At 74.5% G+C, this 26,171-nt stretch carries 25 protein-coding genes; 20 read left to right on the plus strand and 5 right to left on the minus strand.

Annotated elements, in window-relative coordinates; all coding sequences use genetic code 11:
- Positions 1-198: 198 nt before the first annotated feature.
- Positions 199-1,353 carry a D-alanine--D-alanine ligase family protein gene (locus ACTWQH_RS12785; protein WP_443286587.1) on the plus strand — a complete coding sequence of 385 codons (1,155 nt, stop codon included), beginning with the start codon at positions 199-201 and terminating at the stop codon, positions 1,351-1,353.
- 31 nt (positions 1,354-1,384) lie between these two features.
- On the opposite strand, the gene ACTWQH_RS12790 is transcribed toward ACTWQH_RS12785, so the two are convergent.
- Together ACTWQH_RS12790 and ACTWQH_RS12795 are read right to left on the minus strand one after the other, a co-directional pair.
- Positions 1,385-1,900, minus strand: a complete 516-nt coding sequence (locus ACTWQH_RS12790) for a DUF3515 domain-containing protein (protein ID WP_443286588.1) — start codon at positions 1,898-1,900, stop codon at positions 1,385-1,387.
- A gap of 19 nt (positions 1,901-1,919) precedes the next feature.
- Entirely contained in the window at positions 1,920-2,153 is a 234-nt protein-coding gene (locus tag ACTWQH_RS12795) for an Lrp/AsnC family transcriptional regulator (protein ID WP_443286589.1), read from the minus strand.
- Positions 2,154-2,288: 135 nt separating this feature from the next.
- Here ACTWQH_RS12795 and ACTWQH_RS12800 point away from each other — a divergent pair, with 135 nt between their 5' ends.
- Both ACTWQH_RS12800 and thiD read left to right on the plus strand, forming a co-directional pair.
- Positions 2,289-3,302, plus strand: coding sequence for a thiamine-phosphate kinase (locus ACTWQH_RS12800; protein WP_443286590.1), 1,014 nt, complete (start codon positions 2,289-2,291; stop codon positions 3,300-3,302).
- Between the two features lie 114 nt (positions 3,303-3,416).
- On the plus strand, positions 3,417-4,244 hold the full coding sequence (gene thiD / locus ACTWQH_RS12805) for a bifunctional hydroxymethylpyrimidine kinase/phosphomethylpyrimidine kinase (protein WP_443286591.1): 828 nt from the start codon (positions 3,417-3,419) through the stop codon (positions 4,242-4,244).
- Between the two features lie 63 nt (positions 4,245-4,307).
- On the opposite strand, the gene rpmB is transcribed toward thiD, so the two are convergent.
- Entirely contained in the window at positions 4,308-4,493 is a 186-nt protein-coding gene (gene rpmB, locus ACTWQH_RS12810) for a 50S ribosomal protein L28 (protein WP_443221600.1), read from the minus strand.
- A gap of 125 nt (positions 4,494-4,618) precedes the next feature.
- Here rpmB and ACTWQH_RS12815 point away from each other — a divergent pair, with 125 nt between their 5' ends.
- The 10 genes from ACTWQH_RS12815 to mutM all read left to right on the plus strand — a co-directional run bounded on the left by ACTWQH_RS12815 (position 4,619) and on the right by mutM (position 14,439).
- Positions 4,619-6,265: a DAK2 domain-containing protein gene (locus ACTWQH_RS12815; protein WP_443286592.1), complete on the plus strand. Its 1,647-nt coding sequence runs from the start codon at positions 4,619-4,621 to the stop codon at positions 6,263-6,265.
- Positions 6,266-6,405: 140 nt separating this feature from the next.
- Positions 6,406-8,619 (plus strand): ATP-dependent DNA helicase RecG, encoded by a 2,214-nt coding sequence (gene recG / locus ACTWQH_RS12820; RefSeq protein ID WP_443286659.1) that lies wholly within the window; start codon positions 6,406-6,408, stop codon positions 8,617-8,619.
- A 185-nt stretch (positions 8,620-8,804) separates the two neighbouring features.
- Positions 8,805-9,299 carry a DUF6227 family protein gene (locus tag ACTWQH_RS12825; protein WP_443286593.1) on the plus strand — a complete coding sequence of 165 codons (495 nt, stop codon included), beginning with the start codon at positions 8,805-8,807 and terminating at the stop codon, positions 9,297-9,299.
- Positions 9,300-9,456: 157 nt separating this feature from the next.
- Positions 9,457-10,020, plus strand: coding sequence for a 16S rRNA (guanine(966)-N(2))-methyltransferase RsmD (rsmD, locus tag ACTWQH_RS12830; RefSeq protein WP_443286594.1), 564 nt, complete (start codon positions 9,457-9,459; stop codon positions 10,018-10,020).
- 86 nt (positions 10,021-10,106) lie between these two features.
- Positions 10,107-10,610 (plus strand): pantetheine-phosphate adenylyltransferase, encoded by a 504-nt coding sequence (gene coaD / locus ACTWQH_RS12835; protein WP_443286595.1) that lies wholly within the window; start codon positions 10,107-10,109, stop codon positions 10,608-10,610.
- A 75-nt stretch (positions 10,611-10,685) separates the two neighbouring features.
- The gene (locus ACTWQH_RS12840; protein WP_443286660.1) at positions 10,686-11,732 is read left to right on the plus strand and encodes a cell division initiation protein; all 1,047 of its coding nucleotides are present in this window, start codon (positions 10,686-10,688) and stop codon (positions 11,730-11,732) included.
- A 225-nt stretch (positions 11,733-11,957) separates the two neighbouring features.
- Complete coding sequence (locus ACTWQH_RS12845) at positions 11,958-12,584, plus strand: YceD family protein (protein ID WP_443286596.1); 627 nt, start codon at positions 11,958-11,960, stop codon at positions 12,582-12,584.
- 2 nt (positions 12,585-12,586) lie between these two features.
- Positions 12,587-12,760 (plus strand): 50S ribosomal protein L32, encoded by a 174-nt coding sequence (gene rpmF, locus ACTWQH_RS12850; protein WP_443286597.1) that lies wholly within the window; start codon positions 12,587-12,589, stop codon positions 12,758-12,760.
- A 19-nt stretch (positions 12,761-12,779) separates the two neighbouring features.
- On the plus strand, positions 12,780-13,553 hold the full coding sequence (gene rnc / locus ACTWQH_RS12855) for a ribonuclease III (RefSeq protein ID WP_443286598.1): 774 nt from the start codon (positions 12,780-12,782) through the stop codon (positions 13,551-13,553).
- Positions 13,546-14,439 carry a bifunctional DNA-formamidopyrimidine glycosylase/DNA-(apurinic or apyrimidinic site) lyase gene (gene mutM / locus ACTWQH_RS12860; protein ID WP_443286599.1) on the plus strand — a complete coding sequence of 298 codons (894 nt, stop codon included), beginning with the start codon at positions 13,546-13,548 and terminating at the stop codon, positions 14,437-14,439. Before rnc ends, mutM begins: the two co-directional genes overlap by 8 nt.
- A gap of 33 nt (positions 14,440-14,472) precedes the next feature.
- Here mutM and ACTWQH_RS12865 read toward each other — a convergent pair whose 3' ends face one another.
- Positions 14,473-15,258, minus strand: coding sequence for a CAP domain-containing protein (locus ACTWQH_RS12865; protein WP_443286600.1), 786 nt, complete (start codon positions 15,256-15,258; stop codon positions 14,473-14,475).
- A 296-nt stretch (positions 15,259-15,554) separates the two neighbouring features.
- On the opposite strand from ACTWQH_RS12865, the gene ACTWQH_RS12870 reads away from it, so the two are divergent.
- The 4 genes from ACTWQH_RS12870 to ftsY all read left to right on the plus strand — a co-directional run bounded on the left by ACTWQH_RS12870 (position 15,555) and on the right by ftsY (position 21,563).
- A complete protein-coding gene (locus ACTWQH_RS12870; protein WP_443286601.1) occupies positions 15,555-15,884 on the plus strand; it encodes an acylphosphatase in 330 nt (109 codons plus the stop codon).
- Between the two features lie 335 nt (positions 15,885-16,219).
- Positions 16,220-16,426: a hypothetical protein gene (locus ACTWQH_RS12875; RefSeq protein WP_443286602.1), complete on the plus strand. Its 207-nt coding sequence runs from the start codon at positions 16,220-16,222 to the stop codon at positions 16,424-16,426.
- 240 nt (positions 16,427-16,666) lie between these two features.
- On the plus strand, positions 16,667-20,239 hold the full coding sequence (gene smc, locus ACTWQH_RS12880; protein WP_443286603.1) for a chromosome segregation protein SMC: 3,573 nt from the start codon (positions 16,667-16,669) through the stop codon (positions 20,237-20,239).
- Between the two features lie 109 nt (positions 20,240-20,348).
- Positions 20,349-21,563 carry a signal recognition particle-docking protein FtsY gene (gene ftsY, locus ACTWQH_RS12885; protein WP_443286604.1) on the plus strand — a complete coding sequence of 405 codons (1,215 nt, stop codon included), beginning with the start codon at positions 20,349-20,351 and terminating at the stop codon, positions 21,561-21,563.
- 67 nt (positions 21,564-21,630) lie between these two features.
- On the opposite strand, the gene ACTWQH_RS12890 is transcribed toward ftsY, so the two are convergent.
- Positions 21,631-22,311, minus strand: coding sequence for a bifunctional DNA primase/polymerase (locus tag ACTWQH_RS12890; protein ID WP_443286605.1), 681 nt, complete (start codon positions 22,309-22,311; stop codon positions 21,631-21,633).
- Between the two features lie 266 nt (positions 22,312-22,577).
- On the opposite strand from ACTWQH_RS12890, the gene nsdA reads away from it, so the two are divergent.
- From nsdA to ACTWQH_RS12905, 3 genes are all read left to right on the plus strand, one after another.
- Positions 22,578-24,143 (plus strand): transcriptional repressor NsdA, encoded by a 1,566-nt coding sequence (nsdA, locus tag ACTWQH_RS12895; RefSeq protein WP_443286606.1) that lies wholly within the window; start codon positions 22,578-22,580, stop codon positions 24,141-24,143.
- Between the two features lie 386 nt (positions 24,144-24,529).
- Positions 24,530-25,792, plus strand: coding sequence for an ammonium transporter (locus ACTWQH_RS12900; RefSeq protein WP_443286661.1), 1,263 nt, complete (start codon positions 24,530-24,532; stop codon positions 25,790-25,792).
- Positions 25,789-26,127 (plus strand): P-II family nitrogen regulator, encoded by a 339-nt coding sequence (locus ACTWQH_RS12905; RefSeq protein ID WP_443286607.1) that lies wholly within the window; start codon positions 25,789-25,791, stop codon positions 26,125-26,127. Before ACTWQH_RS12900 ends, ACTWQH_RS12905 begins: the two co-directional genes overlap by 4 nt.
- The last annotated feature ends 44 nt before the right edge of the window (positions 26,128-26,171 follow it).

Here is a 26,171-nt window from a genome sequence, read left to right on the forward strand (position 1 = left end):
GCATGGTGCCGTCGGCTGCCTGCGGGCTCGTCGTGGCTGGTCGCGCAGTTCCCCGCGCCCCTTTGGGGTCCGCTGCCGACCGCAGCGGACCCCGTACCCGCTTGGCCACCCCCGCCACCCCCGCCACCGCCGACACGGCCGCGCCCCCGCGGGCGTGACGCGGCCGGGCGCTGCCCCATTCGGTAGCCTCAGGGGAATATGAGTAGTGAGCCCACCCCCCAGCGCCCCAGGCGCGGCGCCAAGCCGCGCGTCGCCGTCGTCTTCGGCGGCCGCAGCTCCGAACACGGCGTCTCGGTCGTCACCGCGGGCGCCGTGCTGCGCGCCATCGACCGCACCCGCTACGACGTGCTGCCCATTGGCATCACCGCCGACGGCCACTGGGCGCTGACCGCCGACGATCCCGACCGCATGGCGATCGCCGAACGCAGCCTCCCCAGCGTCGAGCAGGTCGCCGAGCCCGGCGGGGGCGGCGTACTGCTCCCCGTGGAACCGGCCCGCCGCGAGGTCGTCTACGCCGAGGCAGGTGAGGTGCCCAAGGAGCTCGGCGACGTCGACGTCGTCTTTCCGCTGCTGCACGGCCCCTACGGCGAGGACGGCACGCTCCAGGGTCTGCTGGAGCTGTCGGGCGTGCCGTACGTGGGCGCGGGCGTGCTCGCCTCGGCGATCGGCATGGACAAGGAGTACATGAAGCGCGTCTTCGCCTCCTTCGGCCTGCCGGTCGGCCCGTACACCGTGATCCGCCCGCGCGCCTGGGAGCGGGACCCGGACGCCGTCCGCAAAACGATCGCCGAGTTCGCCGGCGACCACGGCTGGCCCCTGTTCGTCAAGCCCGCCCGCGCCGGCTCCTCCATCGGCATCTCCCGCGTCACCGGGCCGTCCGGCCTGGAGGAGGCCCTGGCGCAGGCCCGCCACCACGACCCGAAGATCATCGTCGAGGCGGCGGTGGCCGGCCGCGAGATCGAGTGCGGCGTGCTGGAGTTCCCCGGCGGACCGCGCGCCAGCGTGCCCGCCGAGATCCTCCCCGGCTCCGCCCACGACTTCTACGACTTCGAGGCGAAGTACATCGACTCCGCCGAGGGCGTCGTACCGGCACCGCTGAGCGAGGAGCAGACCGCGCGGGTGCGCGAGCTGGCGCTGGCCGCCTTCGAGGCCGCCTCCTGCGAGGGCCTGGCGCGGGCCGACTTCTTCCTGCGCGAGGACGGCGAATTCGTCATCAACGAGATCAACACCATGCCGGGCTTCACGCCGATCTCGATGTTCCCCCGGATGTGGCAGGCCAGCGGCGTGAGCTACCCCGAGCTGGTGGACCTGCTCATCCAGGCCGCGCTGCGCCGCTCCACCGGGCTGCGCTAGTGCGCTGGGCCCCGTCCGGGCGGCCGGGCCGCTACTCCGGCTCCTCGTACAGCGGGTCGAGCGGTATGTGCTCGTCGACGGCGTTCACGAGGTCGACCAGCGGGTTGCCCACCGTCTCGTAGTCGTCGGGCATGGTCACCTCGACGAAGACCCGGCGCCCGGTGGTGGTGGCGCGCACCCCGTCCGGCTCCTCCTCCAGCAGCCAGGACACCCCGTCCATCTCGAACGAGTCGGTCCCGTAGGGATCGTAGGTCTCGCTGCCCGGGGTGATGACCTCCGGACGCGGTACCCCGCAGCGCAGCACGATGGCCGGATCGCCCCACGCCGCGGCGTAGGGTGTGTCCTGATCCAGCGTGCCGCGCTCCTGCCCGGCCACCCGGTCCGGCAGATCCCGCGCCAGCTCCCGGCACGCCCGCGCCGCCTCGCCCTCCGGGGCGGGCACGTCCACGTCGGGGGAATCGCCGCCGGAGGTGCAGGAGACGAGCGCCAGGGTCAGGGCCAGGGTCACGACCGGGACCGGCAGGGCGCGGCGTACGGTGGAGATCACCCGGCGAGCATACGGGGTGCTACAGATGGACGACCGGGCACGTCAGGGTACGTGTGATACCGGGCACGCGCTGCACTTCGGCGACGACGAGACGGCCGAGATCGTCGACGGTGCCGGCCTCCGCCCGCACGATCACGTCGTAGGGCCCCGTGACATCCTCGGCCTGGATCACCCCGGGAATCTTGGAGATCACATCGGCCACCGCCGACGCCTTGCCCACCTCGGTCTGGATCAGGATGTACGCCTGTACCACGGGTCCTCCACAGCGGCTACGAGGAGCGGGGGCGCTACCGTAGCGCGTCATGACCTGCGCGGGGAGACGTCGGCCGCCGCGGATCGCGCCGGGTTGACTCCGGTCCGCGGCACGAGGAGACAAGAGGAGAGCTGAGTGAAGGGCAGTGTGGGGGAGCTCGGGGAGTTCGGGCTGATCCGGGAGCTGACCTCCCGGATCAGCGGCGCTCCCGCGGTGCGGCTCGGCCCCGGCGACGACGCGGCCGTGGTGGCCGCCCCGGACCGGCGGGTCGTCGCCAGCACCGACATCCTGCTGGAGGGGCGGCACTTCCGCCGGGACTGGTCCACCGCCTACGACGTCGGCCGCAAGGCGGCCGCCCAGAACCTCGCCGACATCGCGGCGATGGGCGCCGTGCCGACCGCCGTGCTGCTGGGCCTGGTGGTGCCCGCCGAACTCCCCGCCACCTGGCCGCTCGAGCTGATGGACGGCATCCGCGACGAGTCCCAGGCGGCCGGGGCCGGCGTGGCCGGCGGGGACGTGGTGCGCGGCGCGACCATCACCGTCTCCATCACCGCCCTCGGCGACCTGCGCGGCCGCGAGCCGGTGACCCGGTCGGGCGCCAGGACGGGCGACATCGTCGCCGTCACCGGCTGGCTGGGCTGGTCCGCCGCCGGATACGCCGTGCTCTCCCGCGGCTTCCGCTCGCCGCGCGCCTTCGTCGAGGCCCACCGCCGCCCCGAGCCGCCCTACGCCGCGGGCCCGGCCGGCGCCGCGCTCGGCGCCACCGCCATGACCGACGTCAGCGACGGGCTGATGGCCGACCTCGGGCACATCGCGCAGGCGAGCAAGGTGCGCATCGACATCCGCACCGCCTCGCTGGACGTGCCCGCGCAGATGGCCGACATCGGGCAGGCCGTGGGCGTCGACCCGCTGCACTGGGTCCTCACCGGCGGTGAGGACCACGCGCTCGTCGCCACCTTCCCGCCCGAGACCAAACTCCCCGCCCGCTGGCGCACCATCGGCGAGGTCCTCCCCGCCCGGCTGCGCGGCGCGGGCCCCGCCGGCCCGGGCGCGGCGGGCCAGGCCGCGCTGCCGCGGGTGACGGTGGACGGCGCGCCCTGGGACAAGGCGGGCGGCTGGGACCACTTCGGCACGCCCGAGCGGCCCTGAGCGGCCTGAGCGGCCCCGGCCCGGCCTCGCGCGGCCCGAGCCCGGCGGCGAGGGCCAACCGGGCGGCGGGAGCGCCGTCTTGCCCGCCGTGCGGCCGGAGTACCGTCTGAAGGCATGCGACACGCACCGCCCCGCGTTCTCACCGTCGCCGGCTCCGACTCCGGCGGCGGGGCCGGCATCCAGGCCGACCTGAAGACCATGCTGGCCCTCGGCACCCACGGCATGAGCGTCATCACCGCCGTCACCGCGCAGAACTCGCGAGGCGTGCAGGGCGCCTGGGAGCTCCCGGCCGAGGCGGTCGCCGCGCAGTTCCGCAGCGTCGTCGACGACATCGGGGTGCAGGCGGTCAAGACCGGGATGCTGGCCACGGCCGAGCTGGTCGAGACCGTCGCCGGACTGCTCGGCGGCACGGCCGCACCCGTCGTCGTCGATCCGGTCGGCGTCTCCAAGCACGGCGACCCGCTGCTGGCCGCCGACGCCCTCGACGCCGTCCGCACCAAGCTGCTGCCGGCGGCGACCGTGGCGACGCCCAACCTGCCGGAGGCCGCGCAGCTCACCGGCGTGCGGGTGGCGAGCGAGGACGACATGCGCCGCGCCGCCGCCGCGATCCTGTCCCACGGCCCGCGCTGGGCGTTGATCAAGGGCGGGCACCTGCCGGGCGAGTCCGCCACCGACCTGCTCACCGACGGCGCGGAGGAGCACTGGCTTCGAGCCCCGCGCCACCCCAACCGCCACACCCACGGCACGGGCTGCACGCTGGCCTCCGCCATCGCCTGCGAGCTGGCGAAGGGCGAGGCGGTGCCGGAGGCGGTCGCGGCGGCGAAGGGGTACGTGACGGGGGCCATCGCGGCCGGGTTCCCGCTGGGCGGCGGCATCGGCCCGGTGCACCACGGGCACCGCACGCACGGCCACCACACACACGAAGCCGGCCCACCGTCGTGACGAGACGATGGACCGGCCGGTGCGTTCAGGCGTGTTCGCGCGGCGCGCGCGAGGCGGGTTCGGTCAGCGCGGGACCTTGTCCGCCTTGATGCACGAGGTGCACACGTAGAGGCGCTTCGGCGTCCCGTTGACCACGGCCCGCACCCGCTGGATGTTGGGGTTCCAACGGCGTGGGGTGCGGCGGTGGGAGTGCGAGATACGGTTGCCGAAGCCCGGCCCCTTGCCGCAGAGATCGCAGTTGGCAGCCACGGGATTAACTCCAAAGACAGAAAAAGAACCAAGCAACCGGGGCAGCATACCGCGGGCCTTCCGGGCTGGTGAAATCGCCTAGGGTGCACCGGGGCCCGCCGCCCGACGCCGAGGAGGTCTTTCACGTGCCGCAGCCGCTCGACGCCGTGGCGGTACGGCGTTGGTGCCGGATCGCGCTGGACGCGCTGGGCCGCGCCCGCGAGGACATCGACGCCATCAACGTCTACCCCGTCCCGGACGGCGACACCGGCACCAACCTCTACCTGACCGTGGAGTCGGCCGACCAGGCCGTCGCGGCGGCCGAGGCCGCGGCCCCCACACTGGCCGACGCGGTCCGCGCCATGGCCCACGGCGCGCTGATCGGCGCCCGCGGCAACTCCGGCACGATCCTCGCCCAGCTGCTGCGCGCCATGGCCGAGGAACTCGCCGCCCACCCGGAGCCCGCCCCGGCGGAGGCGCTGCGCGCCGCGCTGCGACGGGCGGCGGGCGCGGCGTACGCGGCGGTGGCGCACCCGGTCGAGGGCACCATGCTGACCGTGGCGCGGGCGGCGGCCGACGAGGCCGGCGCCGTGGCGGCGCGGGCGGGCACCGCCGAGGTGGCGGCGGCGGCCTGCGCCGGGGCGCGGAAGGCGCTGGCGGCGACCCCGGACCAGCTCGCGGTGCTCGCCGAGGCGGGGGTGGTCGACGCCGGCGGCAGCGGGCTCCTCACGGTGCTGGAGGCCCTGGACGCCGCGCTCTCCGGGCGTTCCCCGCAGGCCGCCCCCCACCACGGCCTGGGCCAGCCGGCGGTACGCCCCGCCCCAGCCGTCCGCCCCCAGGCCCAGGCCCAGGCCCCGGCCGCGGCGGAGCACACCGCCGACGGTCACGCCGGATACGAGGTCATCTACCTGCTCGACGCGCCCGACGACGCCGTGCCCGCGCTGCGCCGCCGCCTCGACGCGCTCGGCGACTCCCTCGTGGTCGTCGGCGGCGACGGCCTGTGGCACGTCCACGTGCACACCGCCGAGCCCGGCGCGGCCGTCGAGGCGGGCGTGGAGGCCGGACGGCCGCACCGCATCCGCATCACCTGGCTCGCCGCCACCGCCCCCCACCCCGAGCGGCGCCCCGAGCCCGCCGCCCGCGCCGTCGTCGCGGTCGTGCCGGGCGACGGCCTGGCGGGCCTGTGCGAGGAGGCGGGCGCCCACGTGCTGATCACGCGCCCCGGGGAGCCGCCGGGCAGCGGCGAGCTGACCGCGGCGATCCAGAGCGCCCACGCCCGCGAGGTCATCGTGCTGCCCAACGACGAGGCGCTGTGGCACGCGGCCGGCGCCGCCGCCGAGCAGGCCCGCGCCGAGGGCGCGCGGGTCGCGGTCATCCCCACCCGCTCCCCGGTGCAGGGCATCGCCGCCCTCGCCGTGCACGTGCCGGAACGCCGCTTCGACGAGGACGTCGTCGCCATGACCTCGGCCGCCGGGACCACCCGCTTCGGCGAGGTCGCCGTCGCCGACCGGGAGTCGTGGACGATGGCGGGCATCTGCCAGGCCGGGGACGTGCTGGGGCTGGTCGAGGGCGATGTGGCCGTCATCGGCGACGACCTGGCGCGGGTCGCGGGCGAGGTGCTGGAGCGGATGCTGTCGGCCGGCGGCGAGCTCGTCACCCTCGTGCTCGGCGCGGACGCCCCGGCCGGGCTCGCCGACGGGCTGCTGGACCGCGTGCGCCGGGGCCACCTGGGCGTGGACATCGTGGTCTGCGAGGGGCGGCAGGGCACGCCGCTGCTCATCGGCGTCGAGTAGCACCGCGGGCGGTACGGGCGTGCGGGCCGCGTGCCGTGTGCCTGCGGCCCGGCTGCGGCCGGCTGTCGGACCCGTGGTGTGCAATAGACAGCGTGACCGCCCCGCACCAGCCCGCACCCCGGCCCACCCGGACCCAGCTGATGGACACCCCGCTCGGCAAGGTCGTCGGCGGCACCACCGCGAGGGTCATGGGCGAGCACCTCGGCCTGCGCACCGTCGGCGACCTGCTGCACCACTACCCGCGGCGGTACGCCGAGCGGGGCGAGCTGACCCGGCTGGCCGACCTGCCGCTCGACGAGCACGTCACCGTCGTCGCCGAGGTCGCCGACGCCCGCCTGATCAGCTTCAACCGGGGCCGGGGCCAGCGCCTGGAGGTCACCCTCACCGACGGCAGCGGCAGGCTGCGGCTGGTCTTCTTCGGCCGCCCCGCCCACCACCACAAGAGGGAGCTGGTGCCCGGCCGGCGCGGCATGTTCGCGGGCAAGGTCTCCGTCTTCCGCCGCCAGCTCCAGCTCGCCCACCCGGCGTACCAGCTCCTCGGCGGCGGCAGCGCCGACGGCCGTGACGGCGGTGACGGTGGCGCCGCCGACGCGGAGGCGGTCGAGGAGTTCGCCGGACGCCCGCTGCCGCTGTACCCGGCCTGCCGGCAGCTGGAGTCCTGGCGCATCGCCAAGGCCGTCGACGTGGTGCTGGCCTCGATGGAGGCCGCCGAGTGGGAGGGCCTGACCGACCCGCTGCCCGGGCGGCTGCGCGCCGAGCGCGGGCTGATCCCGCTGCCCGAGGCGTTCCACAAGATCCACCGGCCGCGCGCGAAGGGCGACATCGCCGCCGCCCGGGCCCGGCTGAAGTGGGACGAGGCGTTCGTCCTCCAGGTCGCCCTGGCGAGGCGGCGCCGCGCCGCCGCGCAGCTGCCCGCCGCCCCCCGTCTCCCCGCCCCCGACGGCCTGCTCCACGCCTTCGACGCCCGGCTGCCCTTCGAGCTCACCGAGGGCCAGCGCCGCGTCAGCCACGAGATCCTCGGCGACCTGGCCGCCGAGCACCCCATGCACCGGCTGCTGCAGGGCGAGGTCGGCAGCGGCAAGACGCTGGTGGCGCTGCGCGCGATGCTGGCCGTCGCCGACTCCGGCGGCCAGTCGGCCCTGCTGGCGCCCACCGAGGTGCTCGCCCAGCAGCACCACCGCTCCATCACCGAGATGATGGGCGACCTCGCCGAGGGCGGCCTGCTCGGCGGCTCCGAGCGCGGCACCAGGGTGGTGCTGCTGACCGGCTCGATGGGCGCCCAGGCCCGCCGCCGCGCGCTGCTGGAGGCGGCCACGGGCGAGGCCGGGATCGTCGTCGGCACGCACGCGCTCATCGAGGAGACCGTCCGCTTCCACGACCTGGGGCTCGTCGTCGTCGACGAGCAGCACCGCTTCGGCGTCGAGCAGCGGGACGCCCTGCGCGCCAAGGGCGAGCGCCCGCCGCACCTGCTGGTGATGACGGCGACCCCGATCCCGCGCACGGTCGCCATGACCGTCTTCGGCGACCTGGAGACCTCCGTGCTGGACGAGCTGCCCGCCGGGCGCTCGCCGATCGCCAGCCACCTGGTGCCCGCCGCCGACAAGCCGCACTACCTGACGCGGGCCTGGCAGCGGGTCCGCGAGGAGGTCGAGGCCGGACACCAGGCGTACGTGGTCTGCCCGCGCATCGGCGACGAGGGCGACAACGCGAAGGAGAGCGGCGGCACGGAGGGCGCCGAGCGGCCGCCGCTGGCGGTCACGGACGTCGCCGCCGAGCTGGCCGAGGGGCCGCTCGACGGGCTGCGGGTCGGCGTGCTGCACGGCCGGATGGCGCCCGAGGCCAAGGACGAGGAGATGCGCGCCTTCGCCGTCGGGGAGCTGGACGTGCTCGTCGCCACCACCGTCATCGAGGTGGGGGTCAACGTGCCGAACGCCACCGTGATGGTGATCATGGACGCCGACCGGTTCGGCGTCTCCCAGCTCCACCAGCTGCGCGGCCGGGTCGGGCGGGGCTCGGCGCCCGGGCTGTGCCTGCTCGTCACCGAGGCGCCCGAGGCCAGCGCGGCGCGCGCCCGGCTGGCGGCGGTCGCGGAGACGCTGGACGGCTTCGCGCTCTCCCGCATCGACCTGGAGCAGCGCCGCGAGGGCGACGTGCTGGGCCAGGCGCAGTCGGGCGGGCGCAGCAGCCTGCGGATGCTGGCCGTCATCGCCGACGAGGAGATCATCGAGGCGGCCCGCGCGGAGGCCGCGGCGCTGGTCGCCCGCGATCCGGAGCTGACCGCGAACCCGGGGCTGCGCACCGCGCTCGACGCCCTGCTCGACGCCGAGCGCGAGGAGTTCCTCGACAAGGGCTGAGCCCCCGGGCCGCGGCCCGCGCACGTGCAGGTGCCCGTGCACGTGCCTTCAAGCTCTTAACGGGTGTCGCGCGGCTCCCCTAACTCCCTTGGCAGGGCTACGGTATGGCGCGGGGCCGGGGGAGTCTGCCGGCCCTCGATGGCAGGGGGAGAGGCCGAGGGGCCTCGCACCGGGAGGATGCCGCGATGAGTGATCAGCCGGGCTCGTGGCCCGAGGGGCACGATCCCTCGGTGGAGGAGCTGGAGGCGCTGTTCGCGCTGGAGTCCGCGCCGCGCGGCGGCAGGCCGGTGGCGCGCGCGGCGGCGGAGTGGTGCGCCGCGGGCGGCGGCCGGTGGCCGGGCAGGCCGGAGTATCCCGGTCTTGACGCCTGGGAGCACGCGCGGCGCCTGCTGCGCCGGGCGGTCAACGCCGACCGGCCGGGCCGGGAGGTGCTGCGGCGGCTGTCCCGCGCGCGGGCGTACGACATCGAGCGCCTGCCGGAGCCGGCCGGGCCGCTCGGCAGCGGTGGCTGGTGCGCGATCTACGAGCACGCCTTCCTCCTGGAGGACGACCGCGAGCTGTGCCTGTACGAGCTGGAGCACGACCTCACGCCCGACAGCCGGCTCGTCTGCGAGGTCTACGCCGACGAGGAGTCCGCCGCCAGCGCCGCGCGCCGCCACGCCCGCGCCCTCGGCGCCTGACGGCGCCTGGAAGCGGCGCGTTCCGGGCGCGTGATCGGGGCGTCGGACCCGGCGTATGACCGTGTCCCGACAACCTGGGGCCCCACCCGGCCGCGCCGCCTTCGAACCGTATAGCGTGGTTACCGACGGCTGACCCGAAGGCGCTGCGAGGACCCTCATGACGCGCGTGATCGCCGGCACGGCCGGCGGGCGGCGGCTGGCCGTGCCGCCCGGCAGCGGCACCCGCCCGACATCCGACCGGGCGCGGGAGGGGCTCTTCTCCACCTGGGCGGCGCTGCGCGGGCCCCTGGCCGGTGCCAGGGTCCTCGACCTGTACAGCGGCTCGGGCGCCGTCGGCCTCGAGGCGCTCTCCCGGGGAGCCGCGCACGCCCTGCTCGCCGAGTCCAACGCCCGGGCCGCCCGCACCATCCGGGAGAACATCCGAGCCCTCGGCCTGCCGGGGGCCGAGCTGCGCACCGCGCGCGCCGAGCAGCTCGCCGCCACCCCGCCGCCGCTGGAGCCCTACGACCTGGTCTTCCTCGACCCGCCCTACGAGGTGGGCGACGAGGCCCTCGGCACGCTGCTGCTCACGCTCCGCGCCGGGGGCTGGCTGGCGGCCGAGGCGCTGGTGACCGTGGAGCGGAGCACCCGGGGCGGCGCGTTCCGCTGGCCGGACGGCTTCGCGGCGCTGCGGGAGCGCCGTTACGGCGAGGGAACGCTCTGGCACGGCCGGGCGGCCTGATGGCGACCGGCCGGACCGCGCACACAGACCACACGACAGACCCGAAGACCGACCGGACGACTGACCGGAAGACCGAGGAGAAACCGTTGCGCCGCGCAGTCTGCCCGGGATCGTTCGATCCCATCACCAATGGCCACCTCGACATCGTGGCCCGCGCCTCGAAGCTCTACGACGCGGTCCACGTCGCCGTGATGGTCAACACGTCCAAGCAGGGCCTGTTCACCATCGAGGAGCGCATCGCGCTCATCGAGGAGTGCACCAGCGAGTACGGCAACGTCACGGTCGAGTCCTTCCACGGCCTGCTGGTCGACTACTGCAAGCAGCGCGACATCCCGGCCATCGTCAAGGGCCTGCGCGCCGTCAGCGACTTCGACTACGAGCTGCAGATGGCCCAGATGAACAACGGCCTCAGCGGCGTCGAGACGCTCTTCATCCCCACCAACCCCGTCTACAGCTTCCTGTCGTCCAGCCTGGTCAGGGAGGTCGCCGCCTGGGGAGGGGACATCTCCCACCTCGTCCCCGAGCCCGTGCTGCGCGCCCTCGCCGGCAAGCTGCGGCCGCAGGAGGGGCCTGGGGACTCCGGGAACTGACCGGAACGCGCCCCGCGCCGGGGACCCGCCCGGGCGCGGATGGCCGTACAGTCGCTTCTCGTGGAAGCACATTCCGTGGACGTACAGCAGAAGCTCGACGAGATCGTGGCCGCGGTCCAGGGCGCCAAGGGCATGCCCATGTCGGCATCCTGCGTGATCAACCGCACCGACCTGCTCACTCGCCTCGAAGAGGTCCGCCAGGCGCTGCCGGGCTCCCTCGCCCAGGCCCAGGTGGTGCTCGGCGACCGCGAGCAGGTCGTCGCCGAGGCCCAGGCCGAGGCCCGGCGCATCGTCGAGGCCGCCCACGCCGAGCGCGGCACCCTCGTCGAGAACACCGCCGTCGCCCAGCAGGCGCAGGCCGAGGCGTCCCGCATCCTGGCCGAGGCCCGCCGCGAGGCCGCCGAGGTCAAGGCGGAGGCCGACGACTACGTCGACAGCAAGCTGGCGAACTTCGAGGTCGTCCTCGGCAAGACGATCGGCTCGGTCGACCGCGGCCGGGAGAAGCTCCTCGGCCCCGGCCGGGGCGACCCGCAGGAGCTGCTGGAGCGCGCCGACGCCTACGTGGAGGCCCAGTTCGCCGCCATCGAGGCGGTGCTGCGCAAGACCCTGGAGGCCGTCGGACGCGGGCGGCAGAAGCTCACCGGCCACCGCCCCGCCGACGAGCTGGGCGAGCAGTTCCCCGGCCAGGAGGAGCGCGGCGGCTCCGGGGCGTACTACGAGTCCGGCGCCGAGCAGGACACCTACGAGTACCTCGGCGTGCCGCAGCCCGCCGCGGCGGCCGCGGCGGCGGCGACGGCGTACCCGCAGCAGGATGCCTACGCGGCCGCCGCCCCGCAGGCCGTCGACGGCGGCTACGGCCAGGAGGAGTACCAGCAGCAGGGGTACGCCTACGACCCGGGCGGCTACGCCCAGGACCCGTACGCCGCCCAGCAGGCCCAGGCCGCCCAGCAGCAGGACCCCTACGGCCAGCAGCCCGCCCAGCCCGACCCGGCGGCGTACGGCTACGACCAGCAGCCGCAGGCCGGGTACCAGGCCGCCGGCACGCTGGACGAGACGAGCCTGTTCGACACCGGGATGCTCGACGCCGAGCAGCTGCGCCGCTACGAGCAGGGCCACAGCTGAGCACCACCGAGCACCACCGAGCGACCACCGGCACGATTGGGCCGCCAGCGGCCCGTGAAGTATGCTGACACTTCGGTCGCGGCACGGTGATGGGTCGCGGCTGCCCGCCCGGCCCCTCTCCGAGGGGCCGTCCTGCGCGGGTCCTGGTCCCACGCAGGCCACCGAAGGCCATCGTCGAGAAAGCGGAAAGCCCTGAACGCCCCCCTTGACCACCGAGCCCCGCTCGTGTTCGACACGCGCGAGCTGGGGCGGCGGCCGGGTGCGCTCAAGCGGGCGTCACGCACCGTGCTGGCCCCCTCCGGCCTCGGCAACGAGGTTATCGGGGTGCCCTCCGGCGCCAAGCTGGAGGTGGAGCTGCGCATGGAGTCGGTGATCGAGGGAGTGCTGGTCACCGGCACCGCCCGGGCCCCGCTGGCGGGGGAGTGCGTCCGCTGCCTGGAGCCGCTGGCCGACGAGGCCGAGGCGGAGTTCCAGGAGATGTTCGCCTACCCTGACGCGGACGCCTACGGCGGCACCCAGGACACCGCCGGGGAGGCCGAGGCCGAGGAGGAGGAGTTCCTCCTGCAGGGCGACCTGTTCGACCTGGAGCCCCTGCTGCGGGACGCGATCGTCCTGTCGCTGCCGATGCGTCCGGTCTGCCGCGAGGACTGTCCGGGCCTGTGCCCCGACTGCGGGACCCCGCTGGCCGGCGACCCCGGCCATCACCACGACGACGCGGTCGACGTCCGCTGGGCGGCGCTGCGAGAGCTGGCTTCGGACATGCGCGAGCGCGAGCCCCGAGACCAGCACGACGAGCACGACGAGCACAACAGGCCCCCCCGCGCCAGCGGGGACGATTCACAGGAGAGGTAGCCGTGGCTGTCCCGAAGCGGAAGATGTCGCGCAGCAACACCCGCCACCGCAGGTCGCAGTGGAAGGCCGCTGTCCCGCACCTCGTGCGCTGCGAGCGCTGCCAGGAGCCCAGGCTGCAGCACACCGCCTGCGCCAACTGCGGCACGTACAGGCGTCGCCAGGTCCTCGAGGTCTGATCGGCGGGTGACAGGCTCCATGTCACACGCCAGGAGGTCGCAGCCCCAGGCGTCGGCGGACACAGCCTCGTCCCTTGCGGTTCTGGAAGGGCGGCTCGGCTACGAGCTCGAGACCGCCCTTCTGGTGCGTGCGCTGACGCACCGCAGCTACGCCTACGAGAACGGCGGTCTGCCCACCAACGAGCGGCTGGAGTTCCTCGGCGACTCCGTCCTCGGCCTGGTCGTCACCGACACGCTCTATCGCAAACACCCCGACCTCGCCGAGGGTCAGCTCGCCAAGCTGCGTGCCGCCGTGGTCAACGCCCGCGCGCTGGCCGAGGTGGCCCGGGGCCTCGGGCTCGGCTCGTTCGTCCGGCTGGGCCGGGGCGAGGAGGGCACCGGGGGCCGGGACAAGGCGTCGATCCTCGCCGACACCCTGGAGGCGGTGATCGGCGCGGTCTATCTGGACCGGGGACTGGCCGCCGCGGACGAGATGGTGCACCGGCTCTTCGATCCGGTCATCGAGCGCTCCTCGAACCTCGGCGCGGGCCTGGACTGGAAGACCAGCCTCCAGGAGCTGACCGCCGCCGAGGGCCTCGGCGTGCCCGAGTACATGATCACCGAGACCGGACCCGACCACGAGAAGACCTTCACTGCTGCCGCCCGTGTCAGTGGCGAGACCTACGGCACCGGCACAGGCCGCAGCAAGAAGGAGGCGGAGCAGCAGGCCGCCGAGACCGCCTGGCGCGCGATCCGCGCCAGCCTCGACGGCGAGCGGGACGGTCAGCACGACGGCGGGGCGGGCGTTGCCTGAGCTGCCGGAGGTGGAGGTCGTCCGCCGCGGCCTGGAACGCTGGATCAGCGGGCGTACGATCGCCGCCGCCCAGGTGCTGCACCCGCGTGCCGTGCGCCGTCACCTGGCCGGAGCGGAGGACTTCGCCGCCCGGCTGTCGGGCCGGCGCGTCGCCGTGGCGCGCCGCCGCGGCAAGTACCTGTGGCTCCCGCTCGGCGACCCGGGCGACGGCGACGGCGAGGGCCCGGCTGGTCCCGCGGAGTATGCCCTGCTCGCGCACCTCGGCATGAGCGGCCAGCTCCTCGTCCAGCCGGGGCAGCGGCCCGACGAGAAGCACCTGCGGGTCCGCATCGGCTTCGCCGACGCCGCCCGGGGCGAGCTGCGCTTCGTCGACCAGCGCACCTTCGGCGGGCTCTCGGTCCACCCGGTCACGGCCGAGGGGCTGCCCGAGGTCATCGCGCACATCGCGCCCGACCCACTGGACCCGGCGTTCGACCCCGGCGCCTTCCACGCCGCGCTGCGCCGGCGCGCCACCACCCTCAAGCGGGCGCTGCTGGACCAGTCGCTCATCAGCGGCATCGGGAACATCTACGCCGACGAGGCGCTGTGGCGCGCGCGCCTGCACTACGAGCGGCCCACCGCGACCCTGAGCCGGGCCAGGACCGACGAGCTGCTCACCCACGTGCGCGAGGTGCTAGCCGCCGCGCTGTCGCAGGGCGGCACAAGCTTCGACAGCCTGTATGTGAACGTCAACGGCGAATCGGGATACTTCGACCGCTCCCTCAACGTCTACGGCCGCGAGGGCAGGCCCTGCCGCCGCTGCGGCACGCCCGTCCGGCGCCGCGCCTGGACCAACCGCTCCAGCTACTTCTGTCCCCGCTGCCAGCGCCCGCCGCGCGCCGTGTGACGGACGCTCAGCCGCGCCTGGGAGCAGCCGGTCTCAGTACCCGAAGTCCTGGGTCCACCAGGGGCCGCCGTCCGCTATGTGCACGCCGATGCCTATCGTGCGGAAGTCGCAGTTGAGGATGTTGGCCCGGTGCCCCTCGCTGTTCATCCAGGCGTCCATCACCGCCCGCGCGTCGGGCTGGCCCCAGGCGATGTTCTCGCCGCCCAGGTTGTCTATGCCGGCGGCGGCCGCCCGGTCCCAGGGGTCGCGCCCGTCCGGGTCGGTGTGGTCGAAGTAGCCGCGCTCGGCCATGTCCCGGCTGTGGTCGGCGGCCAGCCGCGCCAGCGCGGCGTCGCGCACCAGCGGCTGGCAACCCGCCTGGGCGCGCTCCTCGTTGACGAGGACCAGCACCTCGTCGGCCGCGACCGTCTCCGGGTCGGCGGTCGGCGTGGGGTCCTCCCCGGCCGGCGGGCTGGTCGGCTCCGGCTCGGGTTCGGGCTCCGGCGACTCGCTGGCCGGCTCGGGCGGGGGCGCGGTGGTGGCGGGCGAGGAACTGGGCTCGCGCGACGGCGTCGAGGTCTCCCGGTCCTCCTCGGCTGGCCCTCCAGCCGAGGTCTCAGCGGCGGGCTCGCTCCTCTCGGCCGCCGTCTCCCGATCTTCCTCCCCGCCGCCGTCGGCGAGCTCCTCGGCCGCCGTCCCGTCGGTCTCCAGCGCCGGCGAGGGCGAGGCGCCGTCGAACGGCCAGGTGCTGGGGCGCTGGTTCTGCGAGCGCACGTCGGTGGAGTCGTCCTGCACCAGGCGTTCGGCGACGCTCGGCAGCAGCCCGGTGCCCACCGCCACGGCGCCGACCGTCAGCGCGGCCGAGGCGCCGAGCAGGCCGGTACGCCTGTGCGCGGACCGCCGGTGCGCGCCCCGGTGCCGGCGTCCTCCGCCTCGGACTTGACTGTTCGTGGTGACCGGCGCCGCGTGGGGGCCGGAACGGCGATGGCGTCCCATCGGCGGCACCGTCCTCGTTCGCTCGTCAATAAACCAACCCAAAACTCACCCGAATGGGTGATGTTCTGCCGCGTGACTGTACGGCATGGGGAGGCGTGGGGGAGTCCTCGAAACGGAAATGGCGGGATAGCGTGCGTCACATGCAGCGACCCACACCACCCGCCGCCGACGGCCCCGCAGATGGCCCCGGCCAGGACGCCGCGCGCCTGACCGCCTGGGTCCGCGGCCAGGTCCAGGGCGTCGGCTTCCGCTGGTACACCCGCGCCCAGGCGCTCGCCATCGGCGGGCTGCGCGGCTTCGCCCGCAACCACCGCGACGGCCGGGTCGAGGTCGTCGCCGAGGGCCCACGAGACCGCTGTGCGCGGCTCCTTGACTGGCTGCGGACGGGCGACACGCCCGGAAGGGTCGAGGGCGTGACCGAGATATGGGACACACCCCGGGGCGGCTACGCCGACTTCGACATCCGCTGAGCGAACCCCCGCCCCGGCACCGGAAAGTGCCGGAAACTGCTTGCCAACCCCGCTCCGACGTGCAAGGCTGCCGCCACGATCACCCGAGCGGCACCGCCACCGGGCCCAGAGGGAACACGCCGAAGCCGCCTGCGCGGATCACCCGGGCGGCGTCGGCCCCGGCGATACGCGGTGTGATCGTGTTGACCGTCCCACTTTTTGGTGAGACGCTGAAAGTCCCGCGCATCTCGGCTGTGTGGCCCCCAAATCACCACGCCGAGCACCCGTCGCGGGCGTTATCCCTCACGACCCACCAACGGCTTCGGTCGGTCACTCAGTGTGGAGGACCATCCATCATGGCAAAGGCGCTTCTCGGTCACGTCGGCGGCTCCGACCCCCGAGTCCTCGCCGAGATGCGACGGCTTCAGCAGCGCGTCCAGGACCTGGAGACCCAGCTTCTCCGTGTCCAGGCGGAGAACGACGCGCTGGCCGCCGCCGCTCGGCACAGGGACCCGGTGCTCAACGGCATCGACGTGCCCAAGGCTGAGCCCGCGCTCACCTGACCTCAACGGAGAGGCAGACAAGGGCTCACGCTTCAGCGGAGCAACTGCAAGGGACGCTTCGGCGTCCCTTCATCATGTTCGGCCCCCGCAGGTCAGGCACCCCGACCGCACCAGTGATGCTGATCGGCTGTTTCCGCTCGGCTTTGCTCGGCTTCTGGTCTGGCTTACTGACTGATGTGCCCTTCATCCTCCGCGTCGAAACGACTAACCCGTGAACAACGCCGGGTAAAGTCGCACGGCGTGCACCTCAAGACCCTGACCCTGCGCGGCTTCAAGTCCTTCGCGTCTGCCACGACGCTGCGCTTCGAGCCCGGCATCACCTGCGTGGTGGGCCCGAACGGGTCGGGCAAGTCCAACGTCGTCGACGCCCTCTCCTGGGTCATGGGCGAGCAGGGCGCCAAGTCGCTGCGCGGCGGCAAGATGGAGGACGTCATCTTCGCCGGCACCGCCGGTCCCGCCGGCCGGCAGCCGCTCGGCCGCGCCGAGGTCTCCCTCACCATCGACAACTCCGACCGCGCCCTGCCCATCGACTACACCGAGGTCACCATCACGCGGACGATGTTCCGCAACGGCGGCAGCGAGTACCAGATCAACGGCGACACCTGCCGCCTGCTCGACATCCAGGAGTTGCTCTCCGACTCCGGCATCGGCCGCGAGATGCACGTCATCGTCGGCCAGGGCCAGCTCGACTCGGTCCTCCACGCCGACCCCACCGGCCGCCGCGCGTTCATCGAGGAGGCCGCCGGCGTTCTCAAGCACCGCAAGCGCAAGGAGAAGGCGCTGCGCAAGCTCGACGCCATGCAGGCCAACCTCGCCCGGGTCCAGGACCTCACCGACGAGCTGCGCCGCCAGCTCAAGCCGCTGGGCCGCCAGGCCGCCGTCGCCCGCCGCGCCGCCGTCATCCAGGCCGACCTCCGCGACGCCCGCCTCCGCCTCCTCGCCGACGACCTCGTCGCCCAGCGCGAGGCGCTCGCCGCCGAACTCGCCGACGAGACCGCCCTCCGCGAACGCAAGCAGGCCGCCGAGGCGCAGCTCGCCGAGGCGCTGGCCCGCGAGGCCGAGCTGGAGGAGCAGGTGAGCGCCCTCACCCCCCGGGTGCGGGACGCCCAGCAGACCTGGTACCAGCTCTCCCAGCTCGCCGAGCGGGTCCGGGGCACGGTCAGCCTCGCCGAGGCCAGGGCCACCAGCGCCGCCGCCGAGGAGCCCGAGGAGCGGCGCGGCCGGGACCCCGACGACCTGGCCCGCGAGGCCGCCCGCGTCCGCGAGCAGGAGGCCGAGCTGACGGCCGCTCACGAGGCCGCGACCCGCGCGCTGGACGACACCGTCGACCACCGGGCCGAACTCGAACGCCGGCTCGCCGAGGAGGAGCGGGGCCTGCGGGACGCCACCCGCGCCATCGCCGACCGCCGCGAGGGACTGGCCCGCCTCCAGGGCCAGGCCGGCGCCGCCCGCAGCCGCGCGGCCTCCGCCCAGGAGGAGATCGGCCGTCTGGCCGACGCCCGCGACCAGGCCCGCGAGCGCGCCGCCGCCGCCCAGCGCGAGCACGACGAACGCCGCGCCGAGGTCGACGGCCTGGAGGCGGACGACACCGCGCTCGCCGAGGAGCTCAGCGCCGCCAGGGAGGAACTCGCCGAGGCCGAGACCGCCGCCCGCGCCGCCCGCGAGGCCGTCACGGCGGCCGAGCGGGAGCGTGCCGCCATCGCCGCCCGCCACGACGCCCTCGCCCTCCAGCTCCGCCGCAAGGACGGCACCGGCGCCCTGCTCGGCGCGGGCGACCGGCTGGCCGGGCTGCTCGGCCCGGCCGCCGAACTGCTCTCCGTCACCCCCGGGTTCGAGGTGCCGCTCGCCGCCGCCCTCGGCTCGGCCGCCGACGCCGTCGCCGTGGACGGCCCGGCCACCGCCGCCGAGGCGCTGCGGCTGCTGCGCAAGCACGACGCGGGCCGCGCCGCCCTGCTGCCCGGCGGCGCCCCGCCGGAGCCCGAGCCCGACGGCCCCGGGACGCCCCCCGGCGTGCCCCGCGCCGCCGACCTGGTGCGCGGCCCGGCGGAGCTGATGCCCGCCGTACGCCGGCTGCTGCGCGGCGTCGTGGTGACGGGCTCCCTGGAGGACGCCGAGGAGCTTCTCGCCGCCCACCCCGCGCTGACGGTGGTCACCGCCGAGGGCGACGTGCTCTCCCGCCACCTCGTCCACGGCGGCTCGGCCGGCGCCCCCAGCCAGCTGGAGGTCCAGGCGCAGGTCTCCGAGGCCGCCGCCGGGCTGCGCGAGCTGGCCGCCCGCTGCGTGGAACTGGCCGAGGCCCAGGAGCGTGCCCGCGAACGCCGCCGCGCCTGCGCGGCCCGCGCCGAGGAACTCGCCCAGCGGCAGGCCCGCGCCGAGCGCGCCCGGTCCACGGTCGCGCAGGACCTCGGGCGCCTGGCGGGCCAGGCCCGCGCCGCCGCGGGCGAGGCCGAGCGCGCCGCGGCCGCCGTGACCCGCGCCGAGGAGGAGCTGGCCCGCACCCTCGGGCGGGCCGAGGAGCTCGCCGAACGCCTCGCCGTCGCCGAGGAGGCCGCCGAGGTCGAGGAGGAGCCGGACACCTCACTGCGCGACCGGCTCGCCGCCGACGGCGCCAACGCCCGGCAGACCGAGATGGAGGCCCGCCTCCAGGTCCGCACCCTTGAGGAACGCCTCAAGGGCCTGGCCGGCCGCGCCGACGGCCTCGACCGCGCCGCCGCCGCCGAGCGCGAGGCCCGCGCCCGCGCCGCCCAGCGCCGCGCCCGCCGCCGCCACGAGGCCGCCGTCGCCACCGCCGTCGCCTCCGGCGCCCGCCAGCTCCTGGCCCACGTCGAGGCGTCCCTGGCGCGCGCCGAGGCGGAGCGCGCCGAGGCGGAGCGGGCCAAGGCCGAACGCGAACGCCTCCTGACCGCCGAGCGCAACCAGGGCCGCGACCTCAAGGCCGAACTCGACAAGCTCACCGACTCCGTGCACCGCGGCGAGGTGCTGGGCGCGGAGAAGCGTCTGCGCATCGAGCAGCTCCAGGAGCGCGCCCTGACCGAGCTCGGCGTCGAGTCCGACGTGCTGGCCCGCGAGTACGGCCCCGACCAGCCGGTGCCGCCCTCCCCGCCCGCCGAGGGCGAACAGCTCCCCGAGGACCCCGACCACCCGCGGAACCGGCCCAGGCCCTTCGACCGCGCCGAGCAGGAGAAGCGCCTGAAGTCCGCCGAGCGTGCCTACAAGCAGCTCGGCAAGGTCAACCCCCTCGCCCTGGAGGAGTTCGCCGCCCTGGAGGAGCGTCACCAGTTCCTCAGCGAGCAGCTGGACGACCTGAAGAAGACCCGCGCCGACCTCCTCCAGGTCGTCAAGGAGGTGGACGAGCGGGTCGAGCAGGTCTTCAGCGCGGCGTACGAGGACACAGCCCGCGAGTTCGAGGGCGTCTTCTCCCGCCTCTTCCCCGGCGGCGAGGGGCGGCTGGTGCTCACCGACCCGGCGAACATGCTCACCACCGGCGTCGAGGTGGAGGCCCGGCCGCCGGGCAAGAAGGTCAAGCGCCTGTCACTGCTCTCCGGCGGCGAGCGCTCCCTGACCGCGGTCGCGCTGCTGGTGTCCATCTTCAAGGCCCGGCCGAGCCCGTTCTACGTGATGGACGAGGTCGAGGCCGCACTCGACGACACCAACCTCCAGCGGCTGATCCGGATCATGGAGGAGCTCAAGGACAGCTCCCAGCTGATCGTGATCACCCACCAGAAGCGCACCATGGAGGTGGCGGACACGCTCTACGGCGTCTCCATGCAGGGTGACGGCGTCTCGAAGGTCATCAGCCAGCGGCTCGGCTGAGCGGCACCGGGACCGGCCGGGCAACGCCCGCCACGCGCCGCCGTGCGCGTCGGCGCTACCTTAGGACCCGTTGCCCCTCCTCCGTGCGCCAGGCACAGCTAGGACACCGATGGACATCCTCATCATCGCCGCCGTCATCGTCGTGGTGGCCGTCGCCGCGGCCGGCGGGCTGCTGGTCGGCCGCCGCGGCCGCCGGGCCCCTTCCGCGGAACGCCGCGCGCCCGCCGACGCCACCCGCGCCACCGCGCCCGCCGAGGCGCGCGTCGGAGAGGAGGGAGCCGAGGCCGCCACCGAGGAGGCGCGGCGCACCGTCGAGGACGTGGGGCCGCCCGCCGGGCCGGAGGCCCCGGCCGCCGCCCCGCCCGAGGCGCCGCCGATCGAGGTCCCCGAGCCCACCGCGGGCCGGCTGGTCCGGCTGCGCGCCCGTCTCGCCCGCTCGCAGAACACCCTCGGCAAGGGCCTGCTGACGCTGCTCTCCCGGGAGCGGCTGGACGACGAGACGTGGGAGGAGATCGAGGACACCCTGCTCACCGCCGACGTGGGCGTCGCCCCCACCCAGGAGCTGGTCGGGCGGCTGCGCGAGCGCGTGCGGGTGCTGGGCACCCGCAGCCCCGAGGAGCTCAAGGCCCTGCTGCGCGAGGAGCTGCTGCGGCAGGTGGGCACCGACCTGGACCGCACCGTCCACACCGAGGGCGGCGTGTCGGCGGACGGCGAGGAGCGCCCGGCCGTCATCCTCGTCGTCGGCGTCAACGGCGCCGGCAAGACCACTACCACCGGCAAGCTCGCCCGCGTCCTGGTCGCCGACGGCCGGTCGGTAGTGCTCGGCGCCGCCGACACCTTCCGCGCCGCCGCCGTCGACCAGCTCCAGACCTGGGGCGAGCGCGTCGGCGCGCGCACCGTGCGCGGCCCGGAGGGCGGCGACCCCGCCTCCGTCGCCTTCGAGGCGGTGCGCGAGGGCATCTCGGAGGGCGCCGACGTGGTGCTGGTGGACACCGCCGGTCGGCTGCACACCAAGACCGGCCTCATGGACGAGCTGGGCAAGGTCAAGCGGGTGGTGGAGAAGCACGGCCCGGTCAGCGAGGTGCTGCTGGTCCTCGACGCCACGACCGGGCAGAACGGCCTGGTGCAGGCCCGGGTGTTCGCCGAGGTGGTCGACATCACCGGCATCGCGCTCACCAAGCTGGACGGCACCGCCAAGGGCGGCATCGTGGTGGCCGTGCAGCGCGAGCTGAGCGTGCCGGTCAAGCTCGTCGGGCTCGGCGAGGGCTCGGACGACCTGGCGCCCTTCGAGCCGGAGGCGTTCGTGGACGCGCTGCTCGCGTAGCTGCTCGCCGCGCGGGCTCCGCCCGGCCGCCGCCGCCTGATCCCTCGGGGGTGCCCGGGAGCGGCCTTCAACCCCCGGAGGCGACCTGCGCCGCACGGTGGCAGACGTACGCCAGCGTGCCGAGCAGCAGCCGCGCCTGCGGCGGCGCGGCGGCCGTCTCCAGGTCGGGCGCGCGCAGCCACCGCACCGCGCCGCGCCCGCCGTGGTCCGAGGGCGGCGCGGTGATGTGCCCGCCCGGGCCCAGGCCCCGCAGGTCCAGCGAGGCGCCGTCCCAGCCCGTGCGGTACAGCAGCTCGGGCAGCGCGGCGGCGGCGCCGGGCGCCACCAGGAACCATGCCCGCCCGTGCGGCGCCAGCGCCACCGGCCCCAGCGGCAGCCCCATCCGCTCAAGCCGCGGCAGCGCCAGCCGCCCGGCCGCCGCGGCAACCTCGATCACGTCGAAGGCGGCCCCGGTCGGCAGCAGCACCGTCGCCCCCGGCCAGTGGGTGGCCGCGTCCGACCACGCGGCGAGCGCCCGCTCCAGGGGCGTGCCCGCCGGGATGACGAGCCCGGGGTCGAGCGGGTGGGCGCCGGGCGCGCCGCAGTCGGCGCTGCCGCAGGAACAGCCGGGCCGCGCCTGCCCCGGTGCGCGCCGGGCGCTCGCGCCCGGCATCACGTCCCAGCCCCACAGGCCGGTGTACTCCGCGACGGCCGTGCCGACCGGGGAGCGGCGGGAGGTGCGCCGCAAGCCGCCGATCGTGAAACCCATGCCCTCTCCAACGGGTGCCGTGTGCCGGGGGTTACGGCGGGTGGCGGTGGCCTTGGGGGAGTGCGTTCGACGGTCTGCGCCCCCAAAATGCTTCGCTCCGCCCGGTGTCGAACATCCTGGGTACAAGTGAAGCGCGTGCGGGGGGCATGAGGTTCCTTCGAAGGGGTGGCGAATGGTGGCGATTGAGACTTGCCACTCGCCACGCCAGTGATCATAGGATTACTTTCGGTGTAGGCTTTGACGGCTTGTCAGCATGGCATGGGGGCGTGACAGTGAGCGGCAACGGTGGCGCCGGCGCGGGCATTTCGGCCAAGCGGCCCAACGAGCGCCTGATGTCGTGGTTTCAGCGCAGCGGCTGGTCCAAGGGCGAGCTCGCCCGGCAGGTGAACCGCCGCGCGCGGCAGCTCGGCGCCCACCACATCAGCACCGACACCTCCCGCGTGCGGCGCTGGCTGGACGGCGAGCAGCCGCGCGAGCCGATACCGCGCATTCTCTCCGAGCTGTTCTCCGAGCGCTTCGGATGCGTCGTCAGCATCGAGGACCTCGGACTGCGCTCGGGCCGCCAGTGCGCGGCGGTCTCCGGCATCGACCTGCCCTGGGCGGGCGCGCAGACCGTCGCGCTGATCAACGAGTTCTCCCGCAGCGACCTGATGCTGGGCCGGCGCGGCTTCCTCGGCAGCTCGCTGACGATGTCGGCCGGGCCCGGCCTGATCGAGCCGATGCAGCGCTGGCTCGTCCCGTCGGCCGCGGAGCCGGAGCAGCCCGACGGGCCCGACACCGGGCGGCTGATGGCGTTGCCCGCCCAGAGCCGCGACGCCGGGCGGCGCCAGGGCAGGCTCTCGGTGCCGGAGCTGGAGATGCTGGAGCGCACCACCGCCGAGTTCCGTGCCTGGGACGCCCAGTCAGGCGGCGGGCTGCGCCGCAAGGCGGTCGTCGGCCAGCTCCACGAGGTGACCGACCTGCTGCAGGAGACGCACCCGGAGCGGGTGCGCCGCAGGCTGTTCAGGATCACCGCCGAGCTGTCCGAGCTCGCCGGCTGGATGAGCTACGACATCGGCCTGCAGCCCACCGCCCAGAAGTACTTCGTGCTCGCGCTGCACGCCGCCAAGGAGGCCGGCGACCGGCCGCTCGGGGCGTTCATCCTCGCCCAGATGAGCCGCCAGATGATCCACCTGGGGCGGGGGGAGGACGCGCTGGAGCTGATCCACCTCGCGCAGTACGGCAGCCGGGAGGGGGCCACCGCCCGCACGCGCTCGATGCTGCACGCGATGGAGGCCCGCGCCTACGCCACCCTCGGCCAGCCGCCCAAGTGCCACCGCGCCGTGCGGATGGCGCAGGAGGCGTTCGAGGAGATCGAGCCCGGCGAGGCGGAGCCGAACTGGATCGGCTTCTTCTCCGAGGCCGAGCTGAACGCCGAGAACGCCCACTCCTACCGGGACCTGGCGTACGTGGCCGGGCGCAGCCCGATGTACGTCGCCCGCGCCCGCCCGCTGATGGAGCGCGCGGTGGAGCTCTTCGCCGCCGAGTGCGTCTCGGCGGAGGGCAGCGGCCACCTGCGGTCGTATGCACTCAACCTCATCGGCATGGCGACCGTGCACCTGCTGGCGGGCGAACCCGAGGCGGGCGCCGTTCCGATGGGCGAGGCGATCGGCCTGGCGGGCAGGCTGCGCTCGGAGCGGGTCGGCAACCGGCTGCGCAGGACCCACGCCACGGCGCGGCGGGAGTACGGGCAGGTGCCCGCGATCGCCGAGCTGTCCGAACGCCTCGCGGCGGGGCTGCGCCGCAGCGATCGGCACGGCCCGGGTCACGGCCCCGCGAGCCAGGCGGTCTGACGCCCTCGCCACCCACGATCGCCGGCCGTGCCGGCCACCCCGGACAGCCCGACTCGGCTCCCCCAGGCCAGGTCACCGGGCGCCCGCCACGGCCGGTCCGCCGCCCGGGCCTGTCGCGAACGGCCGACCACGCGGAGAGTCGGCGGCGGTGCGGCGACACCGTAACGCCAGTTTGGTAAAGAATCGATAAACGTCACCTGGGCGTAACGCCCGGCGAGCCTTCGTCACATGTCGGAAACATGGGTGGCCATCGAAGGAAACCGCTCTCGGGGAGCCTGTGGCGAATTCCTGACCCGCCCAAGATCCTGCCCGCACGGGTCGCACACGAAGGAGACGTTCACTTGAGTCCAGAAGACGCTCTTGGTGAGGCTCTCACATCAACGAACATCGCGTTCGTCCTGATCATGTCCGCTCTGGTCATGCTCATGACCCCGGGTCTCGCCTTCTTCTACGGCGGCATGGTCCGGGTCAAGAGCGCCCTCAACATGCTGATGATGTCATTCATCTCCCTCGGCATCGTCAGCGTCCTGTGGGTGCTGTACGGCTTCAGCCTCGCTTTTGAGGGGACCAGCCCCATCATCGGCGACCTCGACGCCGCCGGCCTCCCCCTGGACACGATCAGCCCCGGCGGCGAACTGGACGGCACGCTGATCGCCTTCGCCCTGTTCCAGCTGATGTTCGCGATCATCACGCCCGCCCTGATGAGCGGCGCGCTGGCCGACCGCGTGAAGTTCAGCAGCTGGGCCATCTTCATCGCGCTGTGGGTCACCATTGTCTACTTCCCGGTCGCGCACTGGGTGTGGGCCGTCGACGAGGGCTGGCTGTTCAACCAGGGCGTGATCGACTTCGCCGGAGGCACCGCCGTCCACATCAACGCCGGAGCCGGCGCCCTCGGCGCGGTCCTGGTGATCGGCAAGCGGATCGGCTTCAAGAAGGAGCCGATGCGCCCGCACAACCTGCCGATGGTGCTGCTCGGCGCGGCCCTGCTGTGGTTCGGCTGGTTCGGCTTCAACGCCGGCTCCGAGCTGGCCGCCGACGGCGTCGCCGCGATCATGGGCTTCAACACCCAGATCGCCACCGGCTCCGCCATGATCGGCTGGCTGGTGTACGAGCGCATCCGCCACGGCGCGTTCACCACCCTCGGCGCCGCCTCCGGCGCGGTCGCGGGTCTGGTGGCCATCACCCCGTCCGGCGCGGACGTCACCCCGCTCGGCGCCGTCCTCATCGGCCTCGTGGCCGGCGCGGTCTGCGCCTGGGCCGTCAGCCTGAAGTACAAGCTCGGCTACGACGACTCCCTCGACGTCGTGGGCGTCCACCTCTTCGGCGGCGTCGTCGGCACCCTGATGGTCGGCTTCCTCGCCTCCGAGGGCATCCGCGGCAACGAGGGCAGCTTCGAGCAGTTCGGCAAGCAGGCCCTGGGCGCCTTCACGGTCATGGCCTACTCCTTCGTCGTCAGCTACATCCTGGCCACGGTGATCCAGCGCACCATCGGCTTCCGTGCCAACGAGGAGGACGAGGCCGGCGGCCTTGACCAGGTATTCCACGCGGAGACCGGGTACGACTTCTCACAGGCCGGCAGCGGTACCGTCGGCGGCAACGGCAGCGTTTCGGCCCAGGCCGGGGCGGCTCAGAAGAAGGTGGACGCATGAAGCTCATCACCGCGGTGATCAAGCCGCACCGTCTGGACGAGGTCAAGGAAGCGCTCCAGGCCTTCGGCGTTCACGGCATGACCGTCACCGAGGCCAGCGGGTACGGGCGGCAGCGCGGCCACACCGAGGTCTACCGGGGCGCGGAGTACACCGTCGACCTGGTGCCGAAGGTCCGTGTCGAGATCCTCGCCGAGGACTCCGACGCCGAGCCGATCATCGACGCCGTCGTCAAGGCGGCCCGCACCGGCAAGATCGGCGACGGGAAGGTCTGGAGCCTGCCGGTGGACACGGCCGTGCGGGTGCGCACCGGCGAACGCGGCCCGGACGCCCTGTAGGAGACCGACCGCACAGCTCACCCGCACACCGCACGACGCACACG

The sequence above is a fragment of the Streptomyces sp. 6N223 genome (genome assembly GCF_052246635.1).
Lineage (GTDB): Bacteria > Actinomycetota > Actinomycetes > Streptomycetales > Streptomycetaceae > Streptomyces.

Coding starts and splice junctions, on each gene's coding strand:
- thiD (WP_443286591.1), top strand. CDS start 3,417: ATGCGACACGCACCGCCCCGCGTTCTCACCGTCGCCGGCTCCGACTCC.
- rnc (WP_443286598.1), top strand. CDS start 12,780: ATGTCACACGCCAGGAGGTCGCAGCCCCAGGCGTCGGCGGACACAGCC.
- ACTWQH_RS12870 (WP_443286601.1), top strand. CDS start 15,555: ATGCAGCGACCCACACCACCCGCCGCCGACGGCCCCGCAGATGGCCCC.
- ACTWQH_RS12875 (WP_443286602.1), top strand. CDS start 16,220: ATGGCAAAGGCGCTTCTCGGTCACGTCGGCGGCTCCGACCCCCGAGTC.
- ACTWQH_RS12905 (WP_443286607.1), top strand. CDS start 25,789: ATGAAGCTCATCACCGCGGTGATCAAGCCGCACCGTCTGGACGAGGTC.
- ACTWQH_RS12825 (WP_443286593.1), top strand. CDS start 8,805: ATGAGTGATCAGCCGGGCTCGTGGCCCGAGGGGCACGATCCCTCGGTG.
- rsmD (WP_443286594.1), top strand. CDS start 9,457: ATGACGCGCGTGATCGCCGGCACGGCCGGCGGGCGGCGGCTGGCCGTG.
- ACTWQH_RS12785 (WP_443286587.1), top strand. CDS start 199: ATGAGTAGTGAGCCCACCCCCCAGCGCCCCAGGCGCGGCGCCAAGCCG.
- recG (WP_443286659.1), top strand. CDS start 6,406: ATGGACACCCCGCTCGGCAAGGTCGTCGGCGGCACCACCGCGAGGGTC.
- ftsY (WP_443286604.1), top strand. CDS start 20,349: ATGGACATCCTCATCATCGCCGCCGTCATCGTCGTGGTGGCCGTCGCC.
- ACTWQH_RS12890 (WP_443286605.1), bottom strand. CDS start 22,311: ATGGGTTTCACGATCGGCGGCTTGCGGCGCACCTCCCGCCGCTCCCCG.